This is a genomic window from Mesorhizobium sp. RSR380A (assembly GCF_054719385.1).
The window spans coordinates 148475-174226 of sequence record NZ_JBTTIB010000001.1 but is presented as its reverse complement, the minus strand read 5'-3'; the positions used below and the strand labels follow the sequence as shown (position 1 = coordinate 174226).

22 protein-coding genes and 1 tRNA gene are annotated in these 25752 nt (G+C 62.0%); 20 read left to right on the top strand and 3 right to left on the bottom strand.

All coding sequences use genetic code 11. The features are described from left to right. Window positions 1-304 precede the first annotated feature (304 nt). The 3 genes from tuf to ACYG9Z_RS00885 all read left to right on the top strand — a co-directional run bounded on the left by tuf (window position 305) and on the right by ACYG9Z_RS00885 (window position 3837). A complete protein-coding gene (gene tuf / locus ACYG9Z_RS00895; protein WP_023723394.1) occupies window positions 305-1480 on the top strand; it encodes an elongation factor Tu in 1176 nt (391 codons plus the stop codon). A 147-nt stretch (window positions 1481-1627) separates the two neighbouring features. Further along, a complete protein-coding gene (locus ACYG9Z_RS00890; RefSeq protein ID WP_023751340.1) occupies window positions 1628-3262 on the top strand; it encodes a COG3904 family protein in 1635 nt (544 codons plus the stop codon). 14 nt (window positions 3263-3276) lie between these two features. Beyond that, window positions 3277-3837 (top strand): hypothetical protein, encoded by a 561-nt coding sequence (locus tag ACYG9Z_RS00885; RefSeq protein ID WP_245259848.1) that lies wholly within the window; start codon window positions 3277-3279, stop codon window positions 3835-3837. Here ACYG9Z_RS00885 and ACYG9Z_RS00880 read toward each other — a convergent pair. Continuing rightward, window positions 3799-4128 carry a hypothetical protein gene (locus ACYG9Z_RS00880; protein ID WP_245259847.1) on the bottom strand — a complete coding sequence of 110 codons (330 nt, stop codon included), beginning with the start codon at window positions 4126-4128 and terminating at the stop codon, window positions 3799-3801. The two genes, ACYG9Z_RS00885 and ACYG9Z_RS00880, sit on opposite strands and share 39 nt — an antisense overlap. On the opposite strand from ACYG9Z_RS00880, the gene ACYG9Z_RS00875 reads away from it, so the two are divergent. The 14 genes from ACYG9Z_RS00875 (at window position 4096) to ACYG9Z_RS00810 (ending at window position 20843) form a co-directional block, all read left to right on the top strand. Next, window positions 4096-5247 (top strand): hypothetical protein, encoded by a 1152-nt coding sequence (locus ACYG9Z_RS00875; protein ID WP_245259846.1) that lies wholly within the window; start codon window positions 4096-4098, stop codon window positions 5245-5247. The two genes, ACYG9Z_RS00880 and ACYG9Z_RS00875, sit on opposite strands and share 33 nt — an antisense overlap. A gap of 92 nt (window positions 5248-5339) precedes the next feature. Continuing rightward, window positions 5340-5822, top strand: a complete 483-nt coding sequence (locus ACYG9Z_RS00870) for a group II truncated hemoglobin (RefSeq protein ID WP_023751339.1) — start codon at window positions 5340-5342, stop codon at window positions 5820-5822. A gap of 159 nt (window positions 5823-5981) precedes the next feature. Then, window positions 5982-6057, top strand: a tRNA-Trp gene (locus tag ACYG9Z_RS00865). Window positions 6058-6486: 429 nt separating this feature from the next. After that, window positions 6487-6951 (top strand): Hsp20 family protein, encoded by a 465-nt coding sequence (locus ACYG9Z_RS00860; protein ID WP_352520176.1) that lies wholly within the window; start codon window positions 6487-6489, stop codon window positions 6949-6951. A gap of 73 nt (window positions 6952-7024) precedes the next feature. Beyond that, window positions 7025-7492, top strand: coding sequence for a hypothetical protein (locus ACYG9Z_RS00855; protein WP_023716380.1), 468 nt, complete (start codon window positions 7025-7027; stop codon window positions 7490-7492). A gap of 489 nt (window positions 7493-7981) precedes the next feature. Beyond that, entirely contained in the window at window positions 7982-8185 is a 204-nt protein-coding gene (secE, locus tag ACYG9Z_RS00850) for a preprotein translocase subunit SecE (protein ID WP_023667439.1), read from the top strand. Between the two features lie 27 nt (window positions 8186-8212). Continuing rightward, window positions 8213-8740 (top strand): transcription termination/antitermination protein NusG, encoded by a 528-nt coding sequence (nusG, locus tag ACYG9Z_RS00845; RefSeq protein WP_006202141.1) that lies wholly within the window; start codon window positions 8213-8215, stop codon window positions 8738-8740. 172 nt (window positions 8741-8912) lie between these two features. Continuing rightward, window positions 8913-9341: a 50S ribosomal protein L11 gene (gene rplK / locus ACYG9Z_RS00840; RefSeq protein ID WP_006333334.1), complete on the top strand. Its 429-nt coding sequence runs from the start codon at window positions 8913-8915 to the stop codon at window positions 9339-9341. A gap of 4 nt (window positions 9342-9345) precedes the next feature. Further along, window positions 9346-10044, top strand: coding sequence for a 50S ribosomal protein L1 (gene rplA, locus ACYG9Z_RS00835; protein ID WP_023667438.1), 699 nt, complete (start codon window positions 9346-9348; stop codon window positions 10042-10044). A gap of 374 nt (window positions 10045-10418) precedes the next feature. Next, window positions 10419-10937: a 50S ribosomal protein L10 gene (rplJ, locus tag ACYG9Z_RS00830; protein WP_023667437.1), complete on the top strand. Its 519-nt coding sequence runs from the start codon at window positions 10419-10421 to the stop codon at window positions 10935-10937. A 54-nt stretch (window positions 10938-10991) separates the two neighbouring features. Continuing rightward, the gene (rplL, locus tag ACYG9Z_RS00825; RefSeq protein WP_023667436.1) at window positions 10992-11369 is read left to right on the top strand and encodes a 50S ribosomal protein L7/L12; all 378 of its coding nucleotides are present in this window, start codon (window positions 10992-10994) and stop codon (window positions 11367-11369) included. A 248-nt stretch (window positions 11370-11617) separates the two neighbouring features. Continuing rightward, window positions 11618-15754 carry a DNA-directed RNA polymerase subunit beta gene (rpoB, locus tag ACYG9Z_RS00820; RefSeq protein ID WP_460222866.1) on the top strand — a complete coding sequence of 1379 codons (4137 nt, stop codon included), beginning with the start codon at window positions 11618-11620 and terminating at the stop codon, window positions 15752-15754. 147 nt (window positions 15755-15901) lie between these two features. Next, window positions 15902-20098, top strand: a complete 4197-nt coding sequence (gene rpoC / locus ACYG9Z_RS00815; protein ID WP_023667434.1) for a DNA-directed RNA polymerase subunit beta' — start codon at window positions 15902-15904, stop codon at window positions 20096-20098. 79 nt (window positions 20099-20177) lie between these two features. Then, a complete protein-coding gene (locus ACYG9Z_RS00810; protein ID WP_023751342.1) occupies window positions 20178-20843 on the top strand; it encodes an O-methyltransferase in 666 nt (221 codons plus the stop codon). 46 nt (window positions 20844-20889) lie between these two features. Here ACYG9Z_RS00810 and ACYG9Z_RS00805 read toward each other — a convergent pair whose 3' ends face one another. Beyond that, the gene (locus tag ACYG9Z_RS00805) at window positions 20890-21825 is read right to left on the bottom strand and encodes a Gfo/Idh/MocA family protein (protein WP_023751341.1); all 936 of its coding nucleotides are present in this window, start codon (window positions 21823-21825) and stop codon (window positions 20890-20892) included. A 105-nt stretch (window positions 21826-21930) separates the two neighbouring features. After that, entirely contained in the window at window positions 21931-22212 is a 282-nt protein-coding gene (locus ACYG9Z_RS00800; RefSeq protein ID WP_023694876.1) for a hypothetical protein, read from the bottom strand. Between the two features lie 493 nt (window positions 22213-22705). On the opposite strand from ACYG9Z_RS00800, the gene rpsL reads away from it, so the two are divergent. Genes rpsL through fusA form a run of 3 tightly spaced genes read left to right on the top strand, consistent with a single transcriptional unit; the run spans window position 22706 to window position 25729 of the window. Then, window positions 22706-23077: a 30S ribosomal protein S12 gene (gene rpsL, locus ACYG9Z_RS00795; protein WP_038646652.1), complete on the top strand. Its 372-nt coding sequence runs from the start codon at window positions 22706-22708 to the stop codon at window positions 23075-23077. Window positions 23078-23137: 60 nt separating this feature from the next. Then, window positions 23138-23608 (top strand): 30S ribosomal protein S7, encoded by a 471-nt coding sequence (rpsG, locus tag ACYG9Z_RS00790; protein WP_008875664.1) that lies wholly within the window; start codon window positions 23138-23140, stop codon window positions 23606-23608. 30 nt (window positions 23609-23638) lie between these two features. Continuing rightward, window positions 23639-25729, top strand: a complete 2091-nt coding sequence (gene fusA / locus ACYG9Z_RS00785) for an elongation factor G (RefSeq protein ID WP_023667430.1) — start codon at window positions 23639-23641, stop codon at window positions 25727-25729. Window positions 25730-25752: the final 23 nt, after the last annotated feature.

Genomic DNA, 25752 nt, shown 5'->3' with positions numbered 1-25752 from the left:
AAATCAGACCGCCGCCGCAGCGGCAATGGGCCAGGCGCCGGCTGCACATCCGGCAGGCAAAGGCCAGGACATGGGCGGGACAGGACATGGGCGGGAATAGCAAACAGGTGCTGGAGCCCGCAGCCCCCATTTCATTTCCGTTCGCGCGTTCCTATATCAGTGCCACATCCCCGCAATCGGATCATCGGTTCGCACCGAGTGGACAGCGCACCCGGCCACAAGGCACTTGTGTTTTTCGGCCGTAGTCGCTAATCGCCCCGCATTCGACTGAACTGAAGGTCAAGGCCGTCCAAGGAAAGAGACTATGGCAAAAGGTAAATTCGAGCGTAACAAGCCTCATGTGAACATTGGCACGATTGGCCACGTCGATCATGGCAAGACGTCGCTGACGGCGGCGATCACGAAGTATTTTGGCGAATACAAGCGCTACGACCAGATCGATGCGGCGCCCGAAGAGAAGGCCCGCGGCATCACGATTTCGACGGCGCACGTCGAATACGAGACGGCAGCGCGCCACTACGCCCATGTCGACTGCCCCGGCCACGCCGACTATGTGAAGAACATGATCACGGGTGCTGCGCAGATGGACGGCGCGATCCTGGTGGTGTCGGCCGCCGACGGCCCGATGCCGCAGACCCGCGAGCACATCCTGCTTGCCCGTCAGGTCGGCGTGCCGTCGATCGTGGTGTTCCTGAACAAGGTCGACCAGGTCGACGACGCCGAGCTGCTCGAACTGGTCGAGCTCGAGGTTCGCGAGCTTCTGTCGAAGAACGAGTTCCCCGGCGACGACATTCCGATCGTCAAGGGTTCGGCGCTGGCTGCTCTGGAAGACTCCAACAAGACCATCGGCGAAGATGCGATCCGCGAGTTGATGGCTGCGGTCGATGCCTATATCCCGACGCCGGTTCGTCCGCTGGACAAGCCGTTCCTGATGCCGATCGAAGACGTGTTCTCGATCTCGGGCCGTGGCACGGTCGTGACCGGCCGCGTCGAGCGCGGCATCGTCAAGGTCGGCGAGGAACTGGAAATCATCGGCATCCGTCCGACGACCAAGACGACCTGCACGGGCGTCGAGATGTTCCGCAAGCTGCTCGATCAGGGCCAGGCCGGCGACAACATCGGCGCGCTGCTGCGCGGCGTTGATCGTGAAGGCGTCGAGCGCGGCCAGGTTCTGGCCAAGCCCGGTACGGTGAAGCCGCACAAGAAGTTCGTGGCCGAAGCCTACATCCTGACCAAGGACGAAGGTGGCCGTCACACGCCGTTCTTCACCAACTACCGTCCGCAGTTCTACTTCCGCACGACCGACGTGACCGGCATCGTGTCGCTGCCGGAAGGCACGGAAATGGTTATGCCCGGCGACAACATCACGGTCGATGTCGAGCTGATCGTGCCGATCGCCATGGAAGAGAAGCTGCGCTTCGCCATCCGTGAAGGCGGCCGCACCGTCGGTGCCGGCATCGTCGTCACCATCAAAGAGTAATCGAGCCCGGCATCGCCGGATCGAAACGGATAGGGGCGGCCCTCGGGCCGCCCTTTTTCGTTGGCTAGATGTGCCTATTTGGGGTCCCAATCTCTGTTGCAAGTCTGTGAGCCTCTACAGTATAGATTGCGTTGAGGGCTTGGTCGGATGGTTCCACAGCACCGTTTGCATAGTCGGCCATGGTTGGCACTGGGGCTGATCTGCCTGGTGTCGATGCTTGCCGTGGGCAGCGCCGCCTTCGCGGCCGAGACAAAAAATTCAGAGCCGGATCCGGATCCGCCGATGCGGTTCGTCGTCGTGCGCAGCGGCGCGGCGGGCTGTGAGCCGACCTGTCCGGAATGGATATCGGCCGAGGGTGCGATATCGGCCAAGTCGCCGGCGCTGCTCAAGGCTGCCCTGAAAACGCTCGGCGGCCGCAAATTGCCGATCGTCATCAACTCTCCGGGCGGCGATGTCGATGCGGCCATCGCCATGGGCCGGATGATACGCAAGAACAAGCTCGACATCGCGGTCGGCAGGACGTGGTTCGTCGGCTGCGAGCCGGGGATGAAAAACTGCAAGGAGAACGACGCCAGAGGCGCGCACTATATCGGCAGCCCCTATGTGCTCGGCAGCTATTGCGCGTCCGCTTGTCCAATGATGCTGGCCGGCGGCACCAGGCGCCTGGTCGGGCCGCTGGCCTATCTCGGCGTCCACCAGATCACGACCACGATCGTGCAGATGAACGTGCAGTATCAGGTCCGCTACCGGATCGTGAAAGGCAAGAAGCGGGTCATCAGCAAGAAGGTCGTCAGCCGCAAGAACACCGGCAGCTACAAGACCTACGAGATGAGCAAGGGGGTGGAGCGCAAGCTGTCCGCCTATTTCAAGGAGATGGGTGTCGACCTCAGCATCATCGAGACGATGAAGAGCACGCCGGCCAGCGACATCCAGCAGATCGACCTCAGCGACATGCTGACAATGAAGCTGGTCACCAGCGACGACGCTGCAGATTTGCTGACCAGCGCAAGCCTGTGCAGGCTGAACCTTCCGGCTCCGAATTGCCGGGAGATACCGGAGAACAAGCCAGCCGGCGGCCTGCCGGACGTGGCAAAGGCTGCGCCGCTGCCGGTGAAGCCGGAGAGCGCGCCGCACGATGACGGCATGCGCTTTGTCGTGGTTCGCGGCAGCAACCCGCTCTGCAATCCCGACTGCCCGGAATGGATTGCAGCGCAAGGCGCGATTACGCCCCAGACGCCGCAGAAACTCAGCCAATTGCTCGCCACGCTTGGCAACCGGCGGCTGCCGGTGGTGATCAGCTCGCGAGGCGGAGACCTCTCCGGCGCCCTGGCGGCGGGCCGGATCATCCATGAAAAGAAGCTCGACGTTGCCGTTGCCCGCACCGATTTCGTCGGCTGCGACCCGGCAGAGTGGAATTGCCTGGCCAAGGACGGCGCCTATGCCGGGCTGAGCGTCGATGGCGACGGCGAGTGCGATTCGGCCTGCGCGCTCATGCTGGCCGGTGGCGCCAGGCGGCTTGTCGGTTCCCAGGCGCGGCTCAGCCTCTATCTGATGGGGCAGAAGCAGGCGGTCAAATCCTACCTCGACGAGATGGCGATCAGCCCCGCTTTGTTCCGGGCGCTCCAGGGCAGTTCGGTCGAGCGTCAGCTCGAACCCGACATGATGCTGGAGGTCGGCCTGACGACCGGGCGCCAGTCGGTGGATGCGCTGACGGGGTCCAGCATCTGCAGATCGGCGCCGAAACCTGAGAATTGCCGCGTGGTGCCGTCGTCCAATGGCTGATCGCGCCTATCGTCATGGAAGAGAAGCCTTGCTTCGCCTTCCGTGAAGGCGGCCGCACCGTCGTGCCGGCGTCGTCATCACCATCGAGAAATAGTCGAGCCGGTGTCAGCCGGATGGACCAGGAAAAGGGCGGTCTTTGGGGCTGCCTTTTTGTTTCCGGCGTTGCGCGGCACAAGTATTGCACGATTGTTTCAAAGCTATTGCAAGCACCGTCGCCGCAACTATTATGGATTGCATTGAGGGGTTTGCCGGGCGTGGTTTTGGGACAACGTTCAGACACTGTGGGACGGTGGCGGCGCGGGCTGGTCCGGCTGTCGACGGTGGCCGCGATGGCGATGGCTGCCTTCGCCGCGAAGGCCGAGGATGCCTCCCCCGGGACATGGCAGACAGTACCCCCTCTGCAGGGAGTGCTCTATCCGACCGATCCGACGATATGGACCGACGATCACTCGGAGATGCAGTTTGTCGTCACGCGCAGCAGCGCACCTGGCTGCGAGCCCAATTGTCCGGAGTGGATCTCCGCCGAAGGCGACATCTCAGCCGGCACGCCAGCCTTGCTCAAGCGTACCTTGTAGAAGCTTGGCAGCCGCAAACTGCCCATCATCGTCAATTCCTTTGGCGGCAACGTCAATGCAGCGCTCGAACTTGGCCGGATAATCCGCAAGAACAAGCTCGATATCGCCGTAGGCAAGACCGAGTTTTCCGACTGTTGGCCCGGGACGGATGGTTGTGGTTTTAGTTACGGCAAAGGTTCCGCCTATCTCGGCCGGGCGTCTGATGGCGCCAGCTGCAACTCCGCCTGTCCGCTGATGTTTGCCGGTGGCGTCCGCCGCGTGGCCGGCGGCTGGAACTATCTGGGTGTTCATCAGATCACCACCACCTGGTTCCCCTCCACAACGCACTACCGGACCACATATCGCGTCAAACGGGGCAAAAAATATCGGGTCACCACGCAAACGGTCACTCAAGGTGAAAGCTACAAGACCTATGAGATGAGCAAGGGGTACGCGAGAAAGATCTCGGCCTATCTCCGAGAGATGGGTATCGGGCAGGGCGTGCTGGACTTGATGAAGGCGACGCCGGCGAGCGACATCAGGCAGATCGGCCTCCACGATATGCTGACGATGAAACTGGCGACCAGCACGGACACTCTTGAGCTGTTTACCAGAGCAAGTTTGTGCATGTTCGACCCGCCGGCTCCGAACTGCCGGGAAGTGCCTGGACCGGCAGGCAAGCCGACGCCGCCGGTCGCTGCCACGACGGTCGCAGTCAAGCTCGCGAATGTGGCAGCCAAGCCCGCCGCTGTCACAAAGCCTTTGCCGGACCCCGCAGCGGCTCGTGTGGATATGAGCTTTGTCGTGGTCCGCGGCAGCGACCAGCATTGCACGCCGCAGTGTCCGCAATGGATTTCTGCGCAAGGCGCGATCACGCCTCAGACACCGCAAAAATTGCGCCAATTACTCGACACGCTTGGCAACCGGCGGCTGCCCGTGGTGATCAGCTCACGAGGCGGAGACTTGTTCAGCGCTCTGGCGACCGGACGGATCATCCATGAAAAGAAGCTCGACGTCGCCGTTGGCCGCACCGATATCGGTGACCCGGTCGAGGACGGCATCTATGCCGGGCTGAGCTTCGACGCCGGAGCCGACTGCGATTCGGCCTGCGCGCTCATGCTGGCCGGTGGCGCCAGACGGTTTGTCGGCCCCCAGGCGCGACTCAGCTTCTACCTGATGGGACAGAAGCAATTGGTGAAGACGTATCTGAATGAGATGGCGATCAGCCCCCGTCTGTTCACAGCGCTTCAGGACCGTTTCGCCGAGCGTGAGCTCGACCCTGATATGATGCTGGAGGTCGGGCTGACGACCGGGCCCCAGTCGGTGGATGCGCTGACGGGTCCCGGCATCTGCAAGTCGGTGCCGAAAGCTGAGAACTGCCGCGTGGCGCCGTCGCCCAACGCCCAGGCCGAAGCGCCGGCCAAATTGTAGCGCGGCGGGTTCACACTCGCCATCGAGGCAGGTTGAGCAGGGCGCGATTTCCGCTATCGTCGTGCCGGCGCCGGGCTGGCGGAGGATCGACAATGAGCCAGGACATCCCGACACTCTACGAATGGGCCGGCGGCATCGAAGCCCTCAACTGGCTGACGGAAACCTTTTACGACAAGGTGTCGCGCGACCCGGTGGTCGGCCCAGTGTTCAAACACATGTCGCCGGATCATCCCGCGCATGTCGCGGCCTTCATCGGCGAGGTTTTTGGCGGACCCAAGACCTACAGCGAACAGCATGGCGGCCATCGCGAGATGGTCATGCATCACTTGGGCAAGCATCTGACGGAGGAACAGCGCCGCCGCTGGATCAGCCTGCTTGCCGATGCCGCCGATGCGGTCGGGCTGCCGGACGATCCCGAATTCCGTTCCGCCTTCATGGGCTATGTCGAATGGGGGTCACGGCTTGCCAAGATGAATTCCACCCTCGGCGAGACCTGCGACCCGCAGACCGAACCGATGCCGGCCTGGGGCTGGGGCGTGCCGGGCGGGCCGTACAAGCCGCCGGCCGGGGGCTGAGCGCCGGCATGCGGCTTCAGGCAGGCGAAAAATCGAGATAGGCAGGGACGGGCTGGTCATCACCTATTCGGATTTTGGCAAAGGATCTGAAAGCGCGTCAGACAACTCTTTACAGCGCGCCCGGAAGCTTTTAGGAAGCGCCTGCGCTGAAACGCGCGTACGGGCATAGCTCAGTTGGTAGAGCGGCGGTCTCCAAAACCGCAGGTCGTAGGTTCGAGCCCTGCTGCCCGTGCCATTTTCCTCGTTGGAATCCGGCATTTTAGAAACGCCTTGTTTTGGCTCCTCGTTTGGTTGGGCTGAAGCCGCGTACTCGACGAGCGACGTTCCGAAGGCATGCGCAGAGCGAGAGCGCTGATGCGCAATGCCGAAGTCGGCGTATTTCCACGAACCGATTTCCTTGATTCAACTGCCATTGGCGAGCCAATTGCCATTTGCGTTCACAATTCAGAATAGGCCTATTTTGCTGCCGCCAGCTGCTTTTCAGCGGCTGCGAATTATTGGAAGCGGGATGCTGGCCTGGCTTCTGGAATTTTTTTGAATAGGGCTCTTGAACCGGTTTTCAGCCCTTCTTAATTCGTTTCCCGCCGAGGCCGATTGGCTTGACAAAAGGCGGCGCTGCTGGGCGGCGCCCTTGTACCCATGTTGCTTCAAGGAGGATGTGGCTATGAGAACCTTTGATACTCTCTATCGCAGCACCGTCGGTTTCGACCGGCTTTTCGACATGCTCGACAGCGGCACGCGTCCAGACTGGCCGCCCTATAACATCGAGAAGGTCGACGAGAACGATTACCGTATCTCGATGGCCATCGCAGGCTTCAGCCAGGATGAGGTTGAGCTGACCCAGCATGGACCCGAACTGGTCGTGGTAGGCCAGAAGGCTGATGATCAGAGCGGACGCCAGCTGCTGCACCAGGGCATCGCCTATCGCAGTTTCAGGCAGACGTTCAAGCTTGCCGACCACATGAAGATCAAGGCAGCCAAACTGGAGAATGGCCTCCTCTCGATCGACATCGTCCGTGAGATTCCCGAAGAGCTGAAGCCGCGCCGCATCAGCATCGGCGTCGGCGACGCCCAGGTGGGCGGCAAGCAGATCGCCCAGGATACGGAACGCACCCGCAAAGCGGCCTGATCGTATCGATTCAGTTATCCCTGCGGTCCGCCTCCCGGCTTCGGCCGGGAGGCCCAGATTGCGGAGAATGGAGATGGACAACTTCTACGAGACACCGACACTTTCTGCGGCACGCTCGGGCAAAATTGAAACTTCTTTGTGCCTGCTCGACAATCCAGACGACGTCATCAACCATCCACGCCTCAGCCGTGGAGAAAAGCGGGCACTGCTTTCCTCGTGGGCGTCCGATGCCTGCGCGGTGGAAAACCAGCCTGCCTTGCGCCGCCTGGACAACGGCACGGTAATCCCTGTCGACCAGATTCTGAGGGCGTTGAAGGCTCTGGATGAGAAACCCACGCTGGGGAAAGAGACTTCAGGCCGGGTGCTGCCTTGGCGACCCTCCACGCGCCGCAGCGGTCTCAAAGCTTGGCGGCGTCGTGGCCGTTCTTTCGGCCCCGACGATGACGACGACCCGCCCCCGTGCCCGGCAGTGATCGCGCCGCGCCCACGCCCACCATGCGGAATCGGCGCAGTGGCCGGGGTCGAACTCGCCTGTGCCTAACTAACCCTGGGTTGATCCAGCTGCCTCGGCATGGGCAGCTGGATTCCAATCTTGCGTGCGCTTCATTTGGTTTCCAAAACAGCAGGTCGCAGGTTCGTCCGCAACGCCATTTCCTCGAACTTGTAATCGCGTGCCTGATTTCCGGATCCACCTCCTGGAATTGGGGTCCGGCATTGAAAAAGGGCAGGTGGCTTGCCATATTGGGCGAACTGAGGCATAAGGCCTCGATAGCCGGGACGGGACGACTGGATGGTTCCGAGGCGGCGTTTGGTCATAAAGCGGACACTTGCCACTTGCGTGGATCAAGAATCGGTTTTATGTAGACACAACAGACACGCGACGCGTGGAGCTGGGAAGCCGGCTTTACGCGTCCGATTTGCATGGGCGAAATGGCGCTGATTCGGCGTCGACTTGAACCCAGGCGGCACGTCCCGGCCAGCGGGATCATCCAGGAGACCCGGCCAACGGGTCTTGAAGACAGAGCGGCATATGGCTTCGAAAACCACAAATCCTTTCGTCTTTCTCCAGCAGGTTCGCGCGGAAACTGCCAAGGTGACTTGGCCGTCGCGCCGGGAGACGATGATCTCGACGGTGATGGTGCTCGTATTCGCGGTCATCGCGATGATCTTTTTCTTCACCGCCGACGTGGCCATGGGCTACGCGATCGAGCGGTTACTGAGCCTCGGCCATTAAGTCCGGCGATTACGGAGAAGTCTTGAAATGACCGCGCGCTGGTACATCGTCCACGCCTATTCGAACTTCGAAAAGAAGGTCGCTGAGGACATTGAGAACAAGGCCAAGCAGAAGGGCCTGTCCGCCGATATCGAACAGATCGTGGTGCCAACCGAGAAGGTCGTCGAAATCCGCCGCGGCCGCAAGGTCGATGCCGAGCGCAAGTTCTTTCCGGGCTATGTGCTGCTCAAGGCCAATCTGACCGATGCGGTGTTCTCGCTGGTCAAGAACACGCCGAAGGTCACCGGCTTCCTCGGTGACTCCAAGCCGGTGCCGATCACCGAAACCGAGGCGCAGCGCATCCTGAACCAGGTTCAGGAAGGCGTCGAGCGGCCGAAGCCCTCGGTCACTTTCGAGATCGGCGAGGCGATCCGCGTTTCGGATGGTCCGTTCGCCTCGTTCAACGGTTTCGTCCAGGAAGTGGACGAGGAGCGGGCGCGGCTCAAGGTGGAAGTTTCGATCTTCGGGCGCGCCGTGCCGGTCGATCTGGAATTCGGACAGGTCGAAAAGGGCTGATCCGAAAACCCTGCGCCGGTTCGCCGGCAAGGGGAGGCGGCGCGGAAAGCGCGCGGCCATGAACGGGTGGGAGGCGAATGCGGCTTTAGCCGGCCGCGCGGACCGCACCACCAGACTGCAACCGCCGGTGTTCCCGATACTGGGGCCGGCATGAGATAAAGGCAGGAAAGAGATGGCTAAGAAAATTGCAGGCCAGCTCAAGCTCCAGGTCAAAGCGGGATCGGCTACGCCGTCTCCGCCGATCGGCCCGGCACTTGGTCAGCGCGGCATCAACATCATGGAATTCTGCAAGGCGTTCAACGCGCAGACCCAGGAAATGGAAAAGGGATCGCCGATCCCGGTCGTCATCACCTATTACCAGGACAAGTCCTTCACCTTCGTCATGAAGACGCCGCCGGTGAGCTACTTCCTGAAAAAGGCGGCGAACTTGACGTCAGGTTCGAAAGAGCCGGGCAAGATCAAGGCCGGCACGATCGGCCGCGACAAGGTGCGCGCCATCGCCGAACAGAAGATGAAGGATCTGAACGCAAACGACGTCGAGGCGGCCATGCGCATGGTCGAGGGCTCCGCCCGCTCGATGGGTCTGGAAGTGGTGGGCTGAGATCATGGCGAAGATTGCAAAGCGTGTATCGAAGTCCCGCGACGGCATCGACCCCAACAAGGCCTATGCCCTTGGTGAGGCGCTGAAGCTGCTCAAGGACCGTTCGACGGTGAAGTTCGACGAGACCATCGAAGTTGCGATGAACCTCGGCGTCGACCCGCGCCATGCCGACCAGATGGTCCGCGGCGTGGTCAACCTGCCGAACGGCACCGGCCGCTCTGTCCGCGTCGCCGTGTTCGCACGTGGCGGCAAGGCCGATGAGGCTCGCGCCGCCGGCGCCGACATCGTCGGTGCCGAGGATCTGGTCGACATCGTCCAGAAGGGCACGATCGACTTCGATCGCTGCATCGCCACGCCGGACATGATGCCGCTGGTCGGCCGTCTGGGCAAGGTGCTGGGCCCGCGCGGCATGATGCCGAACCCGAAGGTCGGCACCGTCACCACCGACGTCGCCGCCGCCGTCAAGGCATCGAAGGGCGGCGCTGTCGAGTTCCGCGTCGAGAAGGCCGGCATCGTTCATGCCGGCGTCGGCAAGGTCTCGTTCGACGTCAAGGCGCTGGAAGAAAACGTCCGCGCCTTCGCCGATGCCGTGACCAAGGCAAAGCCGGCTGGCGCCAAGGGCAACTACGTCAAGAAGGTGTCGGTCACCTCGACGATGGGCCCGGGCCTCAAGCTCGACGTCTCGACGCTCGCAGCGTCTTGATACGAACATCTGGATCGGCTGCCAAGGCGCTGATCCGCAAGTGAATTCCGGGCCTCCGACTTGTCGGCGGCCCGGTACCGGAAGTCGAGAGGCTTCCGGACATCCTGTCCGAGATTGCAGGCGGCCCAGAAGCCTTAATTGAATTGGGCCTGCATGAGACGGGTGAAAACCTGACAACGGAGCGACAAGCTCCAATGAAAGGTTCGAACCGTGTTTGCCTTTTGTCTGCGCATCTCCGGCTTGCCGTCGATGTGGCGAAAGGGGGCAGGATCCTCGAGCGTCGTTCGGGAGATCTGTAATGGATGGCCCGGCCGGCAAAAAGGCAACCCGACGCCTGTCCCACTAGCGGGGCAGGGGTCAACTGGAGATAGGCAGTGGACAGAGCGGAAAAACGCGAACTCGTCACGGGCCTGAATGGTGCCTTTGCAGGCGCTGGTTCAGTCGTCGTGGCCCACTACGCCGGTATCACCGTCGCGCAAATGAACGACCTTCGGTCGAAAATGCGCGCTGCCGGTGGCACCGTCAAAGTCGCGAAGAACCGTCTCGCCAAAATCGCTCTTCAGGGCACGGACTCCGCATCGATCATCGACCTGTTCAAGGGACAGACGCTGATCGCTTATTCGGAGGATCCGATTGCGGCGCCGAAGGTCGCGTCCGATTTCGCCAAGGGAAATGACAAGTTGGTCATTCTCGGCGGCGCAATGGGCACCACCTCGCTCAACGCCGACGGTGTGAAGGCACTCGCCACACTTCCGTCGCTCGATGAGTTGCGCGCCAGGCTGGTTGGCATGATCGCCACGCCGGCAACCCGGATCGCCCAGATCGTCAATGCGCCAGCGGCTTCGGTCGCGCGCGTCATCGGCGCTTACGCCCGGAAGGACGAGGCGGCATGAGGCCGTTCCTCGCTATCACAAACACACGTTCGAACCTGATGAAGGAATACAACAATGGCTGATCTGGCAAAGATCGTAGACGACCTTTCGAAGCTGACCGTCCTCGAGGCGGCCGAGTTGTCGAAGCTTCTGGAAGAAAAGTGGGGCGTTTCGGCTGCTGCTCCGGTGGCGGTTGCCGCTGCCGGCGGCGCTGCCGCTGCTGCTGCTCCGGCTGAGGAAAAGACGGAATTCGACGTCGTCCTCACCGAGGCAGGCGCTCAGAAGATCAACGTCATCAAGGAAGTCCGCGCCATCACCGGCCTGGGCCTCAAGGAAGCCAAGGATCTGGTCGAAGCAGCTCCGAAGCCGGTCAAGGAAGCCGTTTCCAAGGCTGACGCTGAGAAGTTCAAGGCCCAGCTGGAAGCAGCCGGCGCCAAGGTCGACCTGAAGTAAGCGTAAAAGCGGCGGGCGGCCTCGCGCCGTCCGCCACTCCCTTCACCAGAGGGGAGGATGCGTAGCGCGAGATGTACGAGAACCTCTTTCCTGAGGGCCGAAACCGGCCTTCAGGAAACGGGTTTTCTCCCGTTTTAGCCGTCGCCGCCAGGCGGCGGGAAACAGATCAGGGGCCGCCGCCGAGGTGGCCGCGCATGCAAGGTGAGCCGCGGCGAGGCTCGCCCCGAGTTTATAGCTAAGGAGCGACGATGGCCCAGACCCAGACTTTCAATGGCCGCAGACGCGTACGCAAGTTCTTCGGAAAGATTCCGGAAGTTGCGGAGATGCCGAACCTGATCGAGGTTCAAAAAGCATCCTATGACCAGTTCCTGATGGTGGCGGAGCCCAAGGGTGGGCGTCCGGACGAGGGACTGCAGGCCGTTTTCAAGTCGGTTTTCCCGATCTCCGATTTCTCCGGCTCCTCGATGCTGGAGTTCGTGAAGTACGAGTTCGAAGGACCGAAATTCGACGTTGACGAATGCCGTCAGCGCGACCTGACCTATGCCGCGCCACTCAAGGTGACGCTGCGCCTCATCGTGTTCGATATCGACGAGGATACCGGCGCAAAGTCGATCAAGGACATCAAGGAGCAGGACGTCTATATGGGCGACATGCCGCTCATGACGCTCAACGGCACCTTCATCGTCAATGGCACGGAGCGCGTCATCGTCTCGCAGATGCACCGTTCGCCGGGCGTCTTCTTCGACCATGACAAGGGCAAGTCGCACTCCTCGGGCAAGCTTTTGTTTGCGGCGCGCGTCATTCCCTATCGCGGTTCGTGGCTCGACATCGAGTTCGATTCCAAGGACGTCGTGCACGCCCGTATCGACCGCCGCCGCAAGATTCCGGTGACGTCGCTCTTGATGGCGCTCGGCATGGACGGCGAAGAGATCCTGTCGACCTTCTACAACAAGATCACCTACAAGCGCGCCGGCGACCACTGGCGCATCCCGTTCAACGTCGAGCGTTTCCGCGGCCTGAAGGCCGTTGGCGACCTCGTCGATGCCGACACCGGCGAAGTTGTCGTCGAGGCCGGCAAGAAGATCACCGCCCGCCAGGCAAGGGCGCTTGGCGAAAAGGGTCTGAAGGCGATCAAGGCGACCGACGAGGATCTGCTCGGCAACTACCTGGCCGAGGACATCGTCAACTACGGCACCGGCGAGATTTTCCTCGAAGCCGGCGACGAGATCGACGAAAAGACGCTGAAGGTGCTGCTCGGCACGGGCGAAAGCGAGATCAAGGTTCTCGACATCGACCACGTCAATGTCGGCGCCTACATCCGCAATACGCTCAACGTCGACAAGAACGAGAGCCGCCAGGACGCACTGTTCGACATCTACCGTGTCATGCGCCCGGGCGAGCCGCCGACGCTTGAAACCGCCGAAGCCATGTTCAACTCGCTGTTCTTCGACTCGGAGCGCTACGACCTGTCGGCCGTCGGCCGCGTCAAGATGAACATGCGCCTCGAGCTCAAGGCTGAGGATACCGTGCGTGTGCTGCGCAAGGACGACATCCTGGCCGTGGTCAAGACGCTGGTCGAGCTGCGCGACGGCAAGGGCGAGATCGACGACATCGACAATCTCGGCAACCGCCGCGTGCGTTCTGTCGGCGAGCTGATGGAGAACCAATACCGCGTCGGCCTGCTGCGCATGGAGCGCGCGATCAAGGAACGTATGTCCTCGATCGAGATCGATACGGTGATGCCGCAGGACCTGATCAACGCCAAGCCGGCGGCTGCCGCCGTGCGCGAGTTCTTCGGTTCCTCGCAGCTGTCGCAGTTCATGGATCAGACCAACCCGCTGTCGGAGATCACCTACAAGCGCCGCCTGTCGGCACTTGGCCCGGGCGGTCTGACCCGCGAGCGCGCCGGCTTCGAAGTGCGCGACGTGCACCCGACGCATTACGGCCGCATCTGCCCGATCGAGACGCCGGAAGGCCCGAACATCGGTCTGATCAACTCGCTGGCGACCTTCGCGCGCGTCAACAAGTACGGCTTCATCGAAAGCCCGTACCGCAAGATCGTCAACGGCAAGCTGACCAATGAGGTCGTCTATCTCTCCGCTATGGAAGAGTCCAAGCACCACGTCGCGCAGGCCAATGCCGAGCTCGACAAGAATGGTGGTTTCGTCGACGAATTCGTCATTTGCCGCAGCGCCGGCGAAGTGATGATGGCGCCGCGCGAAAACGTCGATCTGATGGACGTGTCGCCCAAGCAGATGGTGTCCGTGGCCGCGGCGCTGATCCCGTTCCTCGAGAACGACGACGCCAACCGCGCGCTGATGGGCTCCAACATGCAGCGTCAGGCCGTGCCGCTGGTGCGCGCCGAAGCGCCGTTCGTAGGCACCGGCATGGAGCCGATCGTTGCCCGTGACTCGGGCGCCGCCATCGGCGCCCGCCGCGGCGGCATCGTCGACCAGGTGGACGCGACGCGTATCGTCATCCGCGCCACGGAAGATCTCGATCCCGGCAAGTCGGGCGTCGACATCTACCGGCTGATGAAGTTCCAGCGTTCGAACCAGAACACCTGCATCAACCAGCGTCCGCTGGTGCGCATGGGCGACCGCGTCAACAAGGGCGACATCATCGCCGACGGTCCGTCGACCGAGCTCGGCGATCTGGCGCTCGGCCGCAACGTGCTGGTCGCGTTCATGCCGTGGAACGGCTACAACTACGAGGACTCGATCCTGCTCTCCGAGCGCATCGTGGCCGACGACGTCTTCACCTCGATCCACATCGAGGAATTCGAGGTCATGGCCCGCGACACCAAGCTTGGACCGGAGGAAATCACACGCGACATTCCGAACGTTTCGGAAGAAGCGCTGAAGAACCTCGACGAAGCCGGCATCGTCTATATCGGCGCGGAAGTGCAGCCGGGCGACATCCTGGTCGGCAAGATCACGCCGAAGGGCGAAAGCCCGATGACGCCGGAAGAAAAGCTCCTGCGCGCCATCTTCGGTGAAAAGGCGTCCGACGTTCGCGACACCTCGATGCGCATGCCTCCGGGCACCTTCGGCACCGTCGTCGAAGTGCGCGTCTTCAACCGCCACGGCGTCGAGAAGGACGAGCGCGCCATGGCGATCGAACGCGAGGAGATCGAACGCCTCGCCAAGGACCGCGACGACGAGCAGGCGATCCTCGACCGCAACGTCTATTCGCGCCTTTCCGACGTTCTCGTCGGCAAGGAAGCGATTGCCGGGCCGAAGGGCTTCAAGAAGGGCTCGAAACTGTCGAAGGACACGCTTGACGAGTATCCGCGTTCGCAGTGGTGGCAGTTTGCGGTGGAGAACGAAAAGCTCCAGAGCGAACTGGAAGCCCTGCGTGGCCAGTACGACGATTCCAAGAAGGCGCTCGAGCAGCGCTTCATGGACAAGGTCGAGAAGGTCCAGCGCGGCGACGAAATGCCTCCGGGCGTCATGAAGATGGTCAAGGTCTTCGTGGCCGTGAAGCGCAAGATGCAGCCGGGCGACAAGATGGCGGGACGTCACGGCAACAAGGGTGTCGTGTCGCGGATCGTTCCGGTCGAGGACATGCCTTTCCTCGAGGACGGCACGCATGCCGATATCGTGCTCAACCCGCTGGGTGTGCCGAGCCGCATGAATGTCGGCCAGATCCTGGAAACGCATCTGGGCTGGGCATGCGCGGGCATGGGCAAGAAGATCGGCGAGCTGATCGACGCGTACAAGACGGCTGGAGACATCAAGCCGTTGCGCAAGACGCTCGAGAGCTTCATCCCAGCCAACGACCGCAACGAGCCGGTCCGCGAATATGACGACGAGAGCATCGTTCGCCTCAGCGAGCAGATGCGCCGCGGCGTCTCTATCGCGACACCGGTGTTCGACGGCGCGCATGAAGTCGACATCAACATCATGCTGGAGCAGGCGGGCCTGCACACCAGCGGTCAGTCGCAGCTCTATGACGGACGCACCGGCGAGCCGTTCGATCGCAAGGTGACGATGGGCTATATCTATATGCTCAAGCTTCACCACCTGGTGGACGACAAGATCCACGCGCGTTCGATCGGTCCGTACTCGCTCGTTACCCAGCAGCCGCTGGGCGGCAAGGCGCAGTTCGGTGGCCAGCGCTTCGGCGAAATGGAGGTCTGGGCGCTGGAAGCCTATGGCGCCGCCTACACGCTGCAGGAAATGCTGACGGTGAAGTCGGACGATGTCGCCGGCCGCACCAAGGTCTACGAGGCGATCGTGCGCGGCGACGACACGTTCGAGGCCGGCATTCCCGAGAGCTTCAACGTGCTCGTCAAGGAAATGCGGTCTCTCGGCCTCAATGTCGAGCTGGAGAACACCAAGCTCGACGACAACCCTGTCCGGCTGCCAGATGCTGCCGAATAGGGGCGCGGCCGAGTAAGCAAGACATCCGGTCGCGGAACGCCGCGACCGGATGCGACAAATTCTACGGCCAGTGGGCCGACCACTCAGCGGGCATTTGGCCCGCGTTAGATGCAAGGGGTTTTCGAGGACCCCGAAAAGGAGAACGGCATGAACCAAGAGGTCATGAATCTCTTCAATCCGCAGGCGCCGGCGCAGGTGTTCGATTCCATCCGGATATCGCTCGCCAGCCCTGAGAAGATTCTGTCCTGGTCGTTCGGCGAGATCAAGAAGCCGGAGACCATCAACTACCGCACCTTCAAGCCGGAGCGTGACGGTCTGTTCTGCGCGCGCATTTTTGGCCCGATCAAGGACTATGAATGCCTATGCGGCAAGTACAAGCGCATGAAGTACAAGGGCGTCATCTGCGAAAAGTGCGGCGTCGAAGTCACGCTGTCGCGCGTTCGCCGCGAGCGCATGGGCCACATCGAGCTGGCGGCACCTGTCGCTCACATCTGGTTCCTGAAGTCGCTGCCGTCGCGCATCGGCACGCTGCTCGACATGACCCTGAAGGACATCGAGCGCGTCCTCTACTTCGAGAACTACATCGTCACCGAGCCTGGCCTCACCGCGCTGAAGGAGCACCAGCTGCTCAGCGAGGAAGAGTACATGATCGCCGTCGACGAGTATGGCGAGGATTCGTTCACCGCCATGATCGGCGCCGAGGCCATTCATGACCTTCTGGCCGGCATGGACCTGGAGAAGATCGCCGGCGACCTGCGTTCGGAACTGGCTTCGACCACGTCCGAGCTGAAGCAGAAGAAGTATCTGAAGCGGCTCAAGGTCGTCGAGAACTTCATGGAGTCCGGCAACCGTCCGGAATGGATGATCATGAAGGTGGTTCCGGTGATCCCGCCGGACCTGCGCCCGCTGGTTCCTCTGGATGGTGGACGTTTCGCGACGTCCGACCTGAACGATCTCTATCGCCGCGTCATCAACCGCAACAACCGTCTGAAGCGGCTGATCGAGCTGCGCGCCCCCGGCATCATCGTGCGCAATGAAAAGCGCATGCTGCAGGAAGCCGTCGATGCGCTGTTCGACAACGGCCGTCGCGGCCGCGTCATCACCGGCGCCAACAAGCGTCCGCTGAAGTCGCTGTCGGACATGTTGAAGGGCAAGCAGGGCCGGTTCCGCCAGAACCTGCTCGGCAAGCGCGTCGACTATTCGGGCCGTTCGGTCATCGTCACCGGTCCGGAGCTCAAGCTGCACCAGTGCGGCCTGCCGAAGAAGATGGCGCTCGAACTGTTCAAGCCGTTCATCTACGCCCGCCTCGACGCCAAGGGGTTCTCCTCGACCGTCAAGCAGGCCAAGAAGCTGGTCGAGAAGGAGCGTCCGGAAGTCTGGGATATCCTCGACGAGGTCATCCGCGAGCATCCGGTGCTCTTGAACCGTGCGCCGACGCTGCACCGCCTCGGCATCCAGGCGTTCGAGCCGATCCTGATCGAAGGCAAGGCGATCCAGCTGCATCCGCTGGTCTGCACGGCCTTCAACGCCGACTTCGACGGCGACCAGATGGCCGTTCACGTGCCGCTCTCGTTGGAAGCGCAGCTTGAAGCCCGCGTGCTGATGATGTCGACCAACAACATCCTGCACCCGGCTTCCGGCGCGCCGATCATCGTGCCTTCGCAGGACATGGTCCTGGGTCTTTACTATCTCTCGATCGTCAATCAGAACGAGCCGGGCGAAGGCATGGTGTTTGCCGACATGGGCGAACTCCAGCACGCGCTCGAGACCAAGGCGGTGACGCTGCACTCCAAGATCAAGGGTCGTTTCCGCACGGTCGACGCCGAAGGCAAGGTCGTGTCGAAAATCTACGACACCACGCCTGGCCGCATGATCATCGGCGAGCTGCTGCCGAAGAACGTCAATGTGCCTTACGAGACGGCCAACCAGGAGATGACCAAAAAGAACATCTCCAAGATGATCGACACCGTCTACCGCCACTGCGGTCAGAAGGAGACGGTCATTTTCTGCGACCGCATCATGGCCCTCGGCTTCAGCCACGCCTGCCGCGCCGGCATTTCGTTCGGCAAGGACGACATGCTGATCCCGGACGCCAAGATCAAGCTGGTTTCCGACACCGAAGCTTTGGCCAAGGAATACGAGCAGCAGTACAATGACGGCCTGATCACTCAGGGCGAGAAGTACAACAAGGTCGTCGACGCCTGGGCCAAGTGCTCGGAAAAGGTCGCCGACGAGATGATGGCCCGCATCAAGGCCGTCGAGTTCGAGGACAGTGGCCGTCAAAAGCCGATGAACTCGATCTACATGATGTCGCATTCGGGTGCGCGTGGTTCGCCCACCCAGATGCGTCAGCTCGCCGGCATGCGCGGCCTGATGGCAAAGCCCTCGGGTGAAATCATCGAGACGCCGATCATCTCGAACTTCAAGGAAGGCCTGACCGTGCTCGAGTACTTCAACTCGACCCACGGCGCCCGCAAGGGTCTGGCCGACACCGCCTTGAAGACGGCGAACTCGGGTTACCTCACCCGTCGTCTGGTCGACGTGGCGCAGGACTGCATCGTCAACTCCGTGGATTGCGGCACCGACAAGGGCCTCACCATGCAGCCGATCGTCGATGCCGGTCAGGTCGTCGCTTCGGTCGGCCAGCGCGTGCTGGGCCGCACCTCGCTCGACGACATCACGCATCCGGTTTCGGGCGAAGTTCTGGTCAAGGCCGGAACGCTGATGGACGAACGTGACGTGGAAAAGATCGAAAAGGCCGGCGTGCAGTCGGTCCGCATTCGCTCGGCACTGACCTGCGAGGTCAGGATCGGCGTGTGCGCGGTCTGCTACGGACGCGATCTTGCCCGCGGCACCCCGGTCAACCAGGGCGAAGCCGTCGGCGTCATCGCGGCGCAGTCGATCGGCGAGCCGGGCACCCAGCTCACCATGCGTACCTTCCACATGGGCGGTACGGCGCAGGTGGTGGACAGCTCGTTCCTTGAAGCCTCGTATGAGGGCAAGGTCGAGATCCGCAACCGCAACGTGGTGCGCAACTCGGACGGCCAGCAGATGGTCATGGGCCGCAACATGGCGGTGCTGATCCTCGACGAAGCCGGCAAGGAGCGTGCCTCGCATCGCCTTACCTATGGTTCGCGCATCTTCGTGGACGATGGCGACAAGGTGAAGCGGGGCCAGCGTATCGCCGAATGGGATCCCTATACCCGCCCTGTCCTTACCGAAATCGAGGGCAAGGTGTCGTACGAGGATCTGGTCGACGGCATTTCCGTTCAGGAAACGGCCGACGAATCGACCGGCATCACCAAGCGCGAGGTCATCGACTGGCGCTCGACGCCACGCGGCAACGACCTCAAGCCGGCGATCGCCATCCTTGACCCCAAGGGCAAGGTCGGCAAGCTGTCGAAGGGCGGCGACGCCCGCTTCCTGCTCTCGGTAGAGGCCATTCTTTCGGTCGAGCCGGGTTCGCAGGTTCGTCCCGGCGACGTTTTGGCGCGTATCCCAATGGAAAGCGCCAAGACCAAGGACATTACCGGCGGTCTGCCGCGTGTTGCCGAGCTGTTCGAGGCACGTCGTCCGAAGGATCACGCCATCATCGCCGAGATCGATGGCACGATCCGCTTCGGCCGCGACTACAAGAACAAGCGCCGCATCATCATCGAGCCGCATGACTCGACGCTTGAGCCGGTCGAATACCTGATCCCGAAGGGCAAGCCGTTCCATCTCCAGGACGGCGACGTCATCGAGAAGGGCGACTACATCCTCGACGGCAATCCGGCGCCGCACGACATCCTGGCGATCAAGGGCGTGGAAGCACTTGCTTCCTACCTCGTGAACGAAATCCAGGAAGTCTACCGTCTGCAGGGCGTGTCGATCAACGACAAGCATATCGAGGTGATCGTTCGCCAGATGCTGCAGAAGGTCGAGATCACGGTGCAGGGAGACTCGACCTACATTCCGGGCGACCACGTCGACGTGATCGAACTGGAAGAGGTCAACGAGCGCCTGGTCGAGGACGGCAAGAAGCCGGCCGAAGGCCAGCCAGTGCTGCTGGGCATAACCAAGGCCTCGCTGCAGACGCCTTCCTTCATCTCGGCCGCCTCCTTCCAGGAGACGACCAGGGTGCTGACCGAAGCTGCGGTTGCCGGCAAGACCGACATGCTGCAGGGCCTGAAGGAAAACGTCATCGTCGGCCGGCTGATCCCGGCCGGTACCGGCGGCACGATGAGCCAGATCCGGCGCATCGCCACCTCGCGCGACGAACTGATCATCGACGAGCGCCGCAAGGCCTCCGGTGTCGAGGTCGCCGAGCCGATGCTGACCGACATGGTCAACGCCGCGCAGTAAGCGCGGTAGGACGAGAAGAAGGAAGGGGGCCCCAGTGGCCCCTTTTCGCGTTTTGACCCCCAATCGAATCGAGGAAAACATGAGCAAGAAGGTTTGGACTGACGTCGACGACTACATCGTTTCCTCTCTCTTCGAGGCAGATCCCATCCTCGAAGCGGTGCTTGCGGCCAACCGCGACCAGGGCCTGCCGGCCATCGACGTATCGCCGGCGCAGGGCAAGCTGCTGTCGCTGCTGGTCCGCATCAGCGGCGCCAGGAAGGTGATGGAGATCGGCACGCTTGGCGGCTACTCGACCATCTGGATGGCAAGGGGATTGCCCGTCGGCGGCAAGATCGTGACGCTCGAACTCGAGCCGCATCATGCAAAAGTCGCGCACTCGAATCTTGAGCGGGCAGGGGTGTCGGACAAGGTCGAGCTCAGGATCGGCCCCGCGCTTCAGTCGCTTGAGACGCTGGCTGCCGAAAATGCCGGTCCGTTCGATCTGATCTTCATCGACGCGGACAAGCCGAACAACCCGAATTATCTGTCATGGGCCATGCGCCTGTCGCGGCCAGGGACGGTCATCATCTGCGACAACGTCATCCGCGACGGCACCGTGCTCAACGACGATGGCCGTGATGCCTATGTCGAAGGCGCACGCGGTGCGTTTTCCTTCATCGGCGGCGACAAGCGCCTGGACGGCACCGCCATCCAGACCGTCGGCGCCAAAGGCTATGACGGGTTTGCGATTGCGATCGTCGAGTAAGGCTGCATGGCGAGTGTCCAGACTGCGGTCCGGCAGAACTCATCGCTCAATCGAAGAACGCTTCCACCACATTGCGCTTGCCGAGCATGAAGGCGTCGGCCACGTGCTGCAGGGGTGCCAAATCGACATCGGAGACGCCGTCGCGTACGATTTCAGCGAAGCGCCGGTAAAGCTGGGGATATTCGGCCTCCGGCTCGTCGTGAACCACCTTGCCGTCGATGGCGAGCTTGGTGCCGCCGCCGGACAGCACCATCTTGCCCTTGTCGGTGTCGGCCAGGATGTCCCAGCTCTGTGGTCCCGTCTGCAGCCAGTCGAGCTCCATGGTCACCGGCAACCCATCCGAGGTACGGAAGGTCACGTGGGCCGCCACAGGCGAGGCGCGGTTTTCCGGGAAGTCGAGGACGGCCGAGGTGATGAACATCGCCGGCAGGATGTGGGTTGCGATCGACAGTGCGTTTATGCCGGGATCGAAGACGCCGAAACCGCCCGGCGCCCAGATCCAATCCTGGTTCGGATGCCAGCGGCGGACATCTTCCTTCCAGACGATAGCAGCCGAGTTGAACTTGGCCGACGCTAGGAAGGCGCGCGCGGCCTCCACTGCCGGCGCGTAGCGCGAATGCCAGCTGGCGAACAGTGAAACGCCACTGGCTGCCGCCAGCCGCTTCAGGTCCTCGACCTCACTGACCGTGGCGCCCGGCGGCTTCTCCAGGAAAACATGCTTCTTCGCCATCAGCGCGGTGCGTGCCGCGTCGTAGCGGAACTGCGGCGGCATGCACAGCGACACGGCCTCGAGTTCCGGCACCGCGTCGAGCATCGCCTCAATGGTCGGAAAATTCGGGATGCCGTCCACCTTGCCGTGCCGGCTGGCGGCGGCGATGAGGCGGTAGTCCGCATCCTTGGCCACTGCCGGCAGATGCTGGTCGCGCACGATCTTGCCGACGCCGACGATGCCGAGCTTGATGGGGCCATTGTTCGAGGGCATGGGAACTCCGCGGATTCGAATTTGGCTGGTTAAGTCGCTTGGTTCTTAGCAGAGAACCGGTGCCGGGCAAGCCGGCGCGGTACAGGCGCAAGCAGCCGGCGACGCTCAGAGCGGCACGTCAAACGTGACGATCGACACCTCACCTTCGAGCGCACCCTGAAAGGCTGACAGATGCGGCTCCTCGTCGGGTTCGCCGTCCATATCGCCGATCTGGTCGAGCTCGACCTCGGCATAGCCTTCGGCCGCAAGCGATTCGAGCACCCGGCGCACGGCCGAATCGTCGTCGGGCGCGACCAGCATCACATGCACGCCTTCCGGCTTGCCGCCCTTCTTTTTCCAGACCCGGCCGGTGACGATGGTGACCGGGCGCTCCTCATTGTCGTTCACGGGCTGATTCCTCTTGAGACGGGGGCGGGCGAGGGGTTTTGGGCTGTCCATGGCGCCTTTTGCCATGAAGAACCCGCGCATGACAGCCAAAAGCCGGTCACTTTCTTGTCTGCCCGGTCACTTTCTTCCTTTGCCTTGCAAAATGAAGAAAGAAAATTACATGCGTTTTTCGCATGGCTGCCAAGCCGTGGTCAGCGCGCAATATTTGGCGTGCCGGGGTTGACGGTTCACGGTCTTGCGAGTAGAAGCCGCCCAGTCAGAACCGATGTGAGGCTCTCCCTTCCGAAGCGGCACGCTTTGGAGTTTGCCTCAAACAGGGTTCGTTTTACGAGCGAAAAGACATTTCCGGCGCGCATGAAGCGGTTCCCGCTTCCTCTGCATTTTGTTCGGGCAGGACCGCGAGGCGCGGTTTATGGCCCGATTTGCGTATGGAATTGGCGCTTTGAGCGGCCCTGACCGGGCGAGACACGGAATTGAGAGACAAGAGGGTTTAATGCCTACCGTCAACCAGCTGATCCGCAAGCCGCGCATTGCGCCGGTGAAGCGCAACAAGGTCCCGGCCATGCAGCAGAACCCGCAGAAGCGGGGCGTCTGCACGCGCGTCTATACAACGACGCCGAAGAAGCCGAACTCGGCACTGCGCAAGGTGGCCAAGATCCGCCTGACCAACGGCTTTGAAGTGATCGGCTACATCCCCGGCGAAGGCCACAATCTTCAGGAACACTCCGTGGTCATGATCCGCGGCGGCCGCGTCAGGGATCTTCCGGGCGTGCGCTACCACATCATCCGCGGCGTGCTCGACACGCAGGGCGTGAAGAACCGCAAGCAGCGCCGTTCGAAGTACGGCGCTAAGCGTCCGAAGTAAGATTTTCCGGCCCTGGCGCTGCTTGAATGCGTCGGGCTACGAGATTGAGAGACAAAAGCCATGTCGCGTCGTCACAGTGCAGAAAAGCGTGAGATCAATCCGGACCCGAAGTTCGGCGATCTGATCGTCACCAAGTTCATGAACGCCGTCATGTATGACGGCAAGAAGTCGGTTGCCGAGACCATCGTCTACGGTGCGCTCGACCAGGTTCAGTCGAAGACCAAGCAGGAGCCGGTCACCGTCTTCCATCAGGCGCTCGACAATGTCGCGCCGCATGTGGAAGTCCGGTCGCGCCGCGTCGGCGGCGCTACCTACCAGGTTCCGGTCGATGTGCGCCCCGAGCGCCGCCAGGCCCTGGCGATCCGCTGGCTGATTGCAGCTGCGCGCAACCGCAACGAGACCACCATGGTCGACCGCCTCTCCGGCGAGCTGATGGACGCGGCCAATAACCGCGGCACCGCCGTGAAGAAGCGTGAAGACACCCACAAGATGGCAGAAGCCAACCGCGCTTTCGCGCACTACCGCTGGTAAAGCGCGAACGAGACTGAGAAGGCATCCACGATGGCCCGCGAATACAAAATCGAAGACTACCGCAATTTCGGTATCATGGCGCATATTGACGCCGGCAAGACGACGACCACCGAGCGCGTCCTCTATTACACGGGCAAGTCGCACAAGATCGGCGAAGTCCACGACGGCGCTGCCACCATGGATTGGATGGAGCAGGAGCAGGAGCGCGGCATCACGATCACGTCCGCCGCCACCACGACCTTCTGGAAGGGTCGCAGCGGCAAGATGTACCGCTTCAACATCATCGACACTCCCGGACACGTCGACTTCACCATCGAGGTCGAGCGTTCGCTGCGCGTGCTCGACGGCGCCATTGCGCTGCTCGATGCCAATGCCGGTGTTGAGCCGCAGACGGAAACCGTCTGGCGCCAGGCCGACAAGTATAAAGTTCCGCGCATGATCTTCTGCAACAAGATGGACAAGATCGGCGCCGACTTCTACCGCTCGGTCGAGATGATCGGCTCGCGTCTTGGTGCGCATGCCGTCGTCATGCAGCTGCCGATCGGCGCCGAGACCGAGTTCAAGGGTGTCGTCGATCTCGTCGAGATGAACGCGCTGGTCTGGCGCGACGAGACGCTGGGCGCTGCCTGGGACGTCGTCGAGATCCCGGCCGACCTGCAGGCTCGCGCCGAAGAATACCGCGAGAAGATGATCGAAGCCGCTGTCGAAATGGACGAGACGGCACTCGAGAATTACCTCGAAGGCAAGATGCCGTCGAATGACGAGATCCGCGCGCTGATCCGCAAGGGCACCATCGCGGTCAAGTTCTACCCGATGTTCTGTGGCTCGGCCTTCAAGAACAAGGGCGTGCAGCCGCTGCTCGACGCAGTCGTCGAATACCTGCCGTCGCCGGCCGATGTTCCCGCCATCAAGGGCGTCGACGCCAAGACCGACGCCGAGATCGAGCGTCATGCCGACGACAACGAGCCGCTGTCGATGCTGGCCTTCAAGATCATGAACGACCCGTTCGTCGGCTCACTGACCTTTGCCCGCATCTATTCGGGCAAGCTGACCAAGGGCATCTCGGTCGACAACACCGTCAAGGGCAAGAAAGAGCGCATCGGCCGCATGCTGCAGATGCATGCGAATTCGCGCGCCGACGTCGAAGAAGCCTTTGCCGGCGACATCGTCGCTCTGGCTGGCCTCAAGGACACGACCACCGGCGACACGCTCAGCGATCCGCTGCACCCGGTCATCCTCGAGCGCATGGAATTCCCCGATCCGGTCATCCAGATCGCCATCGAGCCGAAGACCAAGAACGACCAGGAAAAGATGGGCCTCGCCCTTCACCGCCTGGCCGCCGAGGATCCGTCCTTCCGCGTCAAGACCGACGAGGAAAGCGGCCAGACCATCATTTCGGGCATGGGCGAGCTTCACCTCGACATCATCGTCGACCGCATGCGCCGCGAGTTCAAGGTCGAGGCCAATGTCGGCGCGCCGCAGGTGGCTTACCGCGAGACCATCACCCGCAGGCACGAGCAGGACTACACCCACAAGAAGCAGACCGGCGGTACCGGTCAGTTCGCTCGCGTCAAGATCGTGTTCGAACCGAACCCGGAAAGCTCGGAGTTCGAGTTCGAGACCAAGATCGTCGGCGGTGCGGTTCCCAAGGAATACATCCCGGGTGTCGAAAAGGGCATCAACAGCGTCATGTCGTCGGGTCCGTTCGCGGGCTTCCCGATGATCGGCGTCAAGGCGACGCTTATCGACGGCGCTTACCACGATGTGGACTCCAGCGTCCTGGCGTTCGAAATCGCCGGCCGCGCCTGCTTCCGTGAAGCCGCACCCAAGCTTGGCGTGCAGCTGCTCGAGCCGATCATGAAGGTCGAAGTCGTGACCCCGGAAGACTACGTCGGCAGCGTCATCGGCGACCTGAACGGCCGTCGTGGCCAGATCCAGGGCCAGGAAGCTCGCGGCGTGGCTGTCGTCATCAACGCGATGGTGCCGCTGGCCAACATGTTCAAGTACGTCGACAACCTGCGCTCGATGAGCCAGGGCCGCGCGGCCTACACGATGCAGTTCGATCACTATGAGCCTGTGCCGACCGCGGTCGCCCAGGAAGTCCAGAAGAAATACGCGTAACCTGAACGGGTTGCATCGGTAAC

What these genes read in the sequence shown, in the direction of transcription:
- tuf (WP_023723394.1), top strand. Translation starts at nt 305, where the DNA reads ATGGCAAAAGGTAAATTCGAGCGTAACAAGCCTCATGTGAACATTGGC.
- ACYG9Z_RS00890 (WP_023751340.1), top strand. Translation starts at nt 1,628, where the DNA reads ATGGTTCCACAGCACCGTTTGCATAGTCGGCCATGGTTGGCACTGGGG.
- ACYG9Z_RS00885 (WP_245259848.1), top strand. Translation starts at nt 3,277, where the DNA reads ATGGAAGAGAAGCCTTGCTTCGCCTTCCGTGAAGGCGGCCGCACCGTC.
- ACYG9Z_RS00880 (WP_245259847.1), bottom strand. Translation starts at nt 4,128, where the DNA reads ATGAACACCCAGATAGTTCCAGCCGCCGGCCACGCGGCGGACGCCACC.
- ACYG9Z_RS00870 (WP_023751339.1), top strand. Translation starts at nt 5,340, where the DNA reads ATGAGCCAGGACATCCCGACACTCTACGAATGGGCCGGCGGCATCGAA.
- ACYG9Z_RS00860 (WP_352520176.1), top strand. Translation starts at nt 6,487, where the DNA reads ATGAGAACCTTTGATACTCTCTATCGCAGCACCGTCGGTTTCGACCGG.
- ACYG9Z_RS00855 (WP_023716380.1), top strand. Translation starts at nt 7,025, where the DNA reads ATGGACAACTTCTACGAGACACCGACACTTTCTGCGGCACGCTCGGGC.
- secE (WP_023667439.1), top strand. Translation starts at nt 7,982, where the DNA reads ATGGCTTCGAAAACCACAAATCCTTTCGTCTTTCTCCAGCAGGTTCGC.
- nusG (WP_006202141.1), top strand. Translation starts at nt 8,213, where the DNA reads ATGACCGCGCGCTGGTACATCGTCCACGCCTATTCGAACTTCGAAAAG.
- rplK (WP_006333334.1), top strand. Translation starts at nt 8,913, where the DNA reads ATGGCTAAGAAAATTGCAGGCCAGCTCAAGCTCCAGGTCAAAGCGGGA.
- rplA (WP_023667438.1), top strand. Translation starts at nt 9,346, where the DNA reads ATGGCGAAGATTGCAAAGCGTGTATCGAAGTCCCGCGACGGCATCGAC.
- rplL (WP_023667436.1), top strand. Translation starts at nt 10,992, where the DNA reads ATGGCTGATCTGGCAAAGATCGTAGACGACCTTTCGAAGCTGACCGTC.
- rpoB (WP_460222866.1), top strand. Translation starts at nt 11,618, where the DNA reads ATGGCCCAGACCCAGACTTTCAATGGCCGCAGACGCGTACGCAAGTTC.
- rpoC (WP_023667434.1), top strand. Translation starts at nt 15,902, where the DNA reads ATGAACCAAGAGGTCATGAATCTCTTCAATCCGCAGGCGCCGGCGCAG.
- ACYG9Z_RS00810 (WP_023751342.1), top strand. Translation starts at nt 20,178, where the DNA reads ATGAGCAAGAAGGTTTGGACTGACGTCGACGACTACATCGTTTCCTCT.
- ACYG9Z_RS00805 (WP_023751341.1), bottom strand. Translation starts at nt 21,825, where the DNA reads ATGCCCTCGAACAATGGCCCCATCAAGCTCGGCATCGTCGGCGTCGGC.
- rpsL (WP_038646652.1), top strand. Translation starts at nt 22,706, where the DNA reads ATGCCTACCGTCAACCAGCTGATCCGCAAGCCGCGCATTGCGCCGGTG.
- rpsG (WP_008875664.1), top strand. Translation starts at nt 23,138, where the DNA reads ATGTCGCGTCGTCACAGTGCAGAAAAGCGTGAGATCAATCCGGACCCG.
- fusA (WP_023667430.1), top strand. Translation starts at nt 23,639, where the DNA reads ATGGCCCGCGAATACAAAATCGAAGACTACCGCAATTTCGGTATCATG.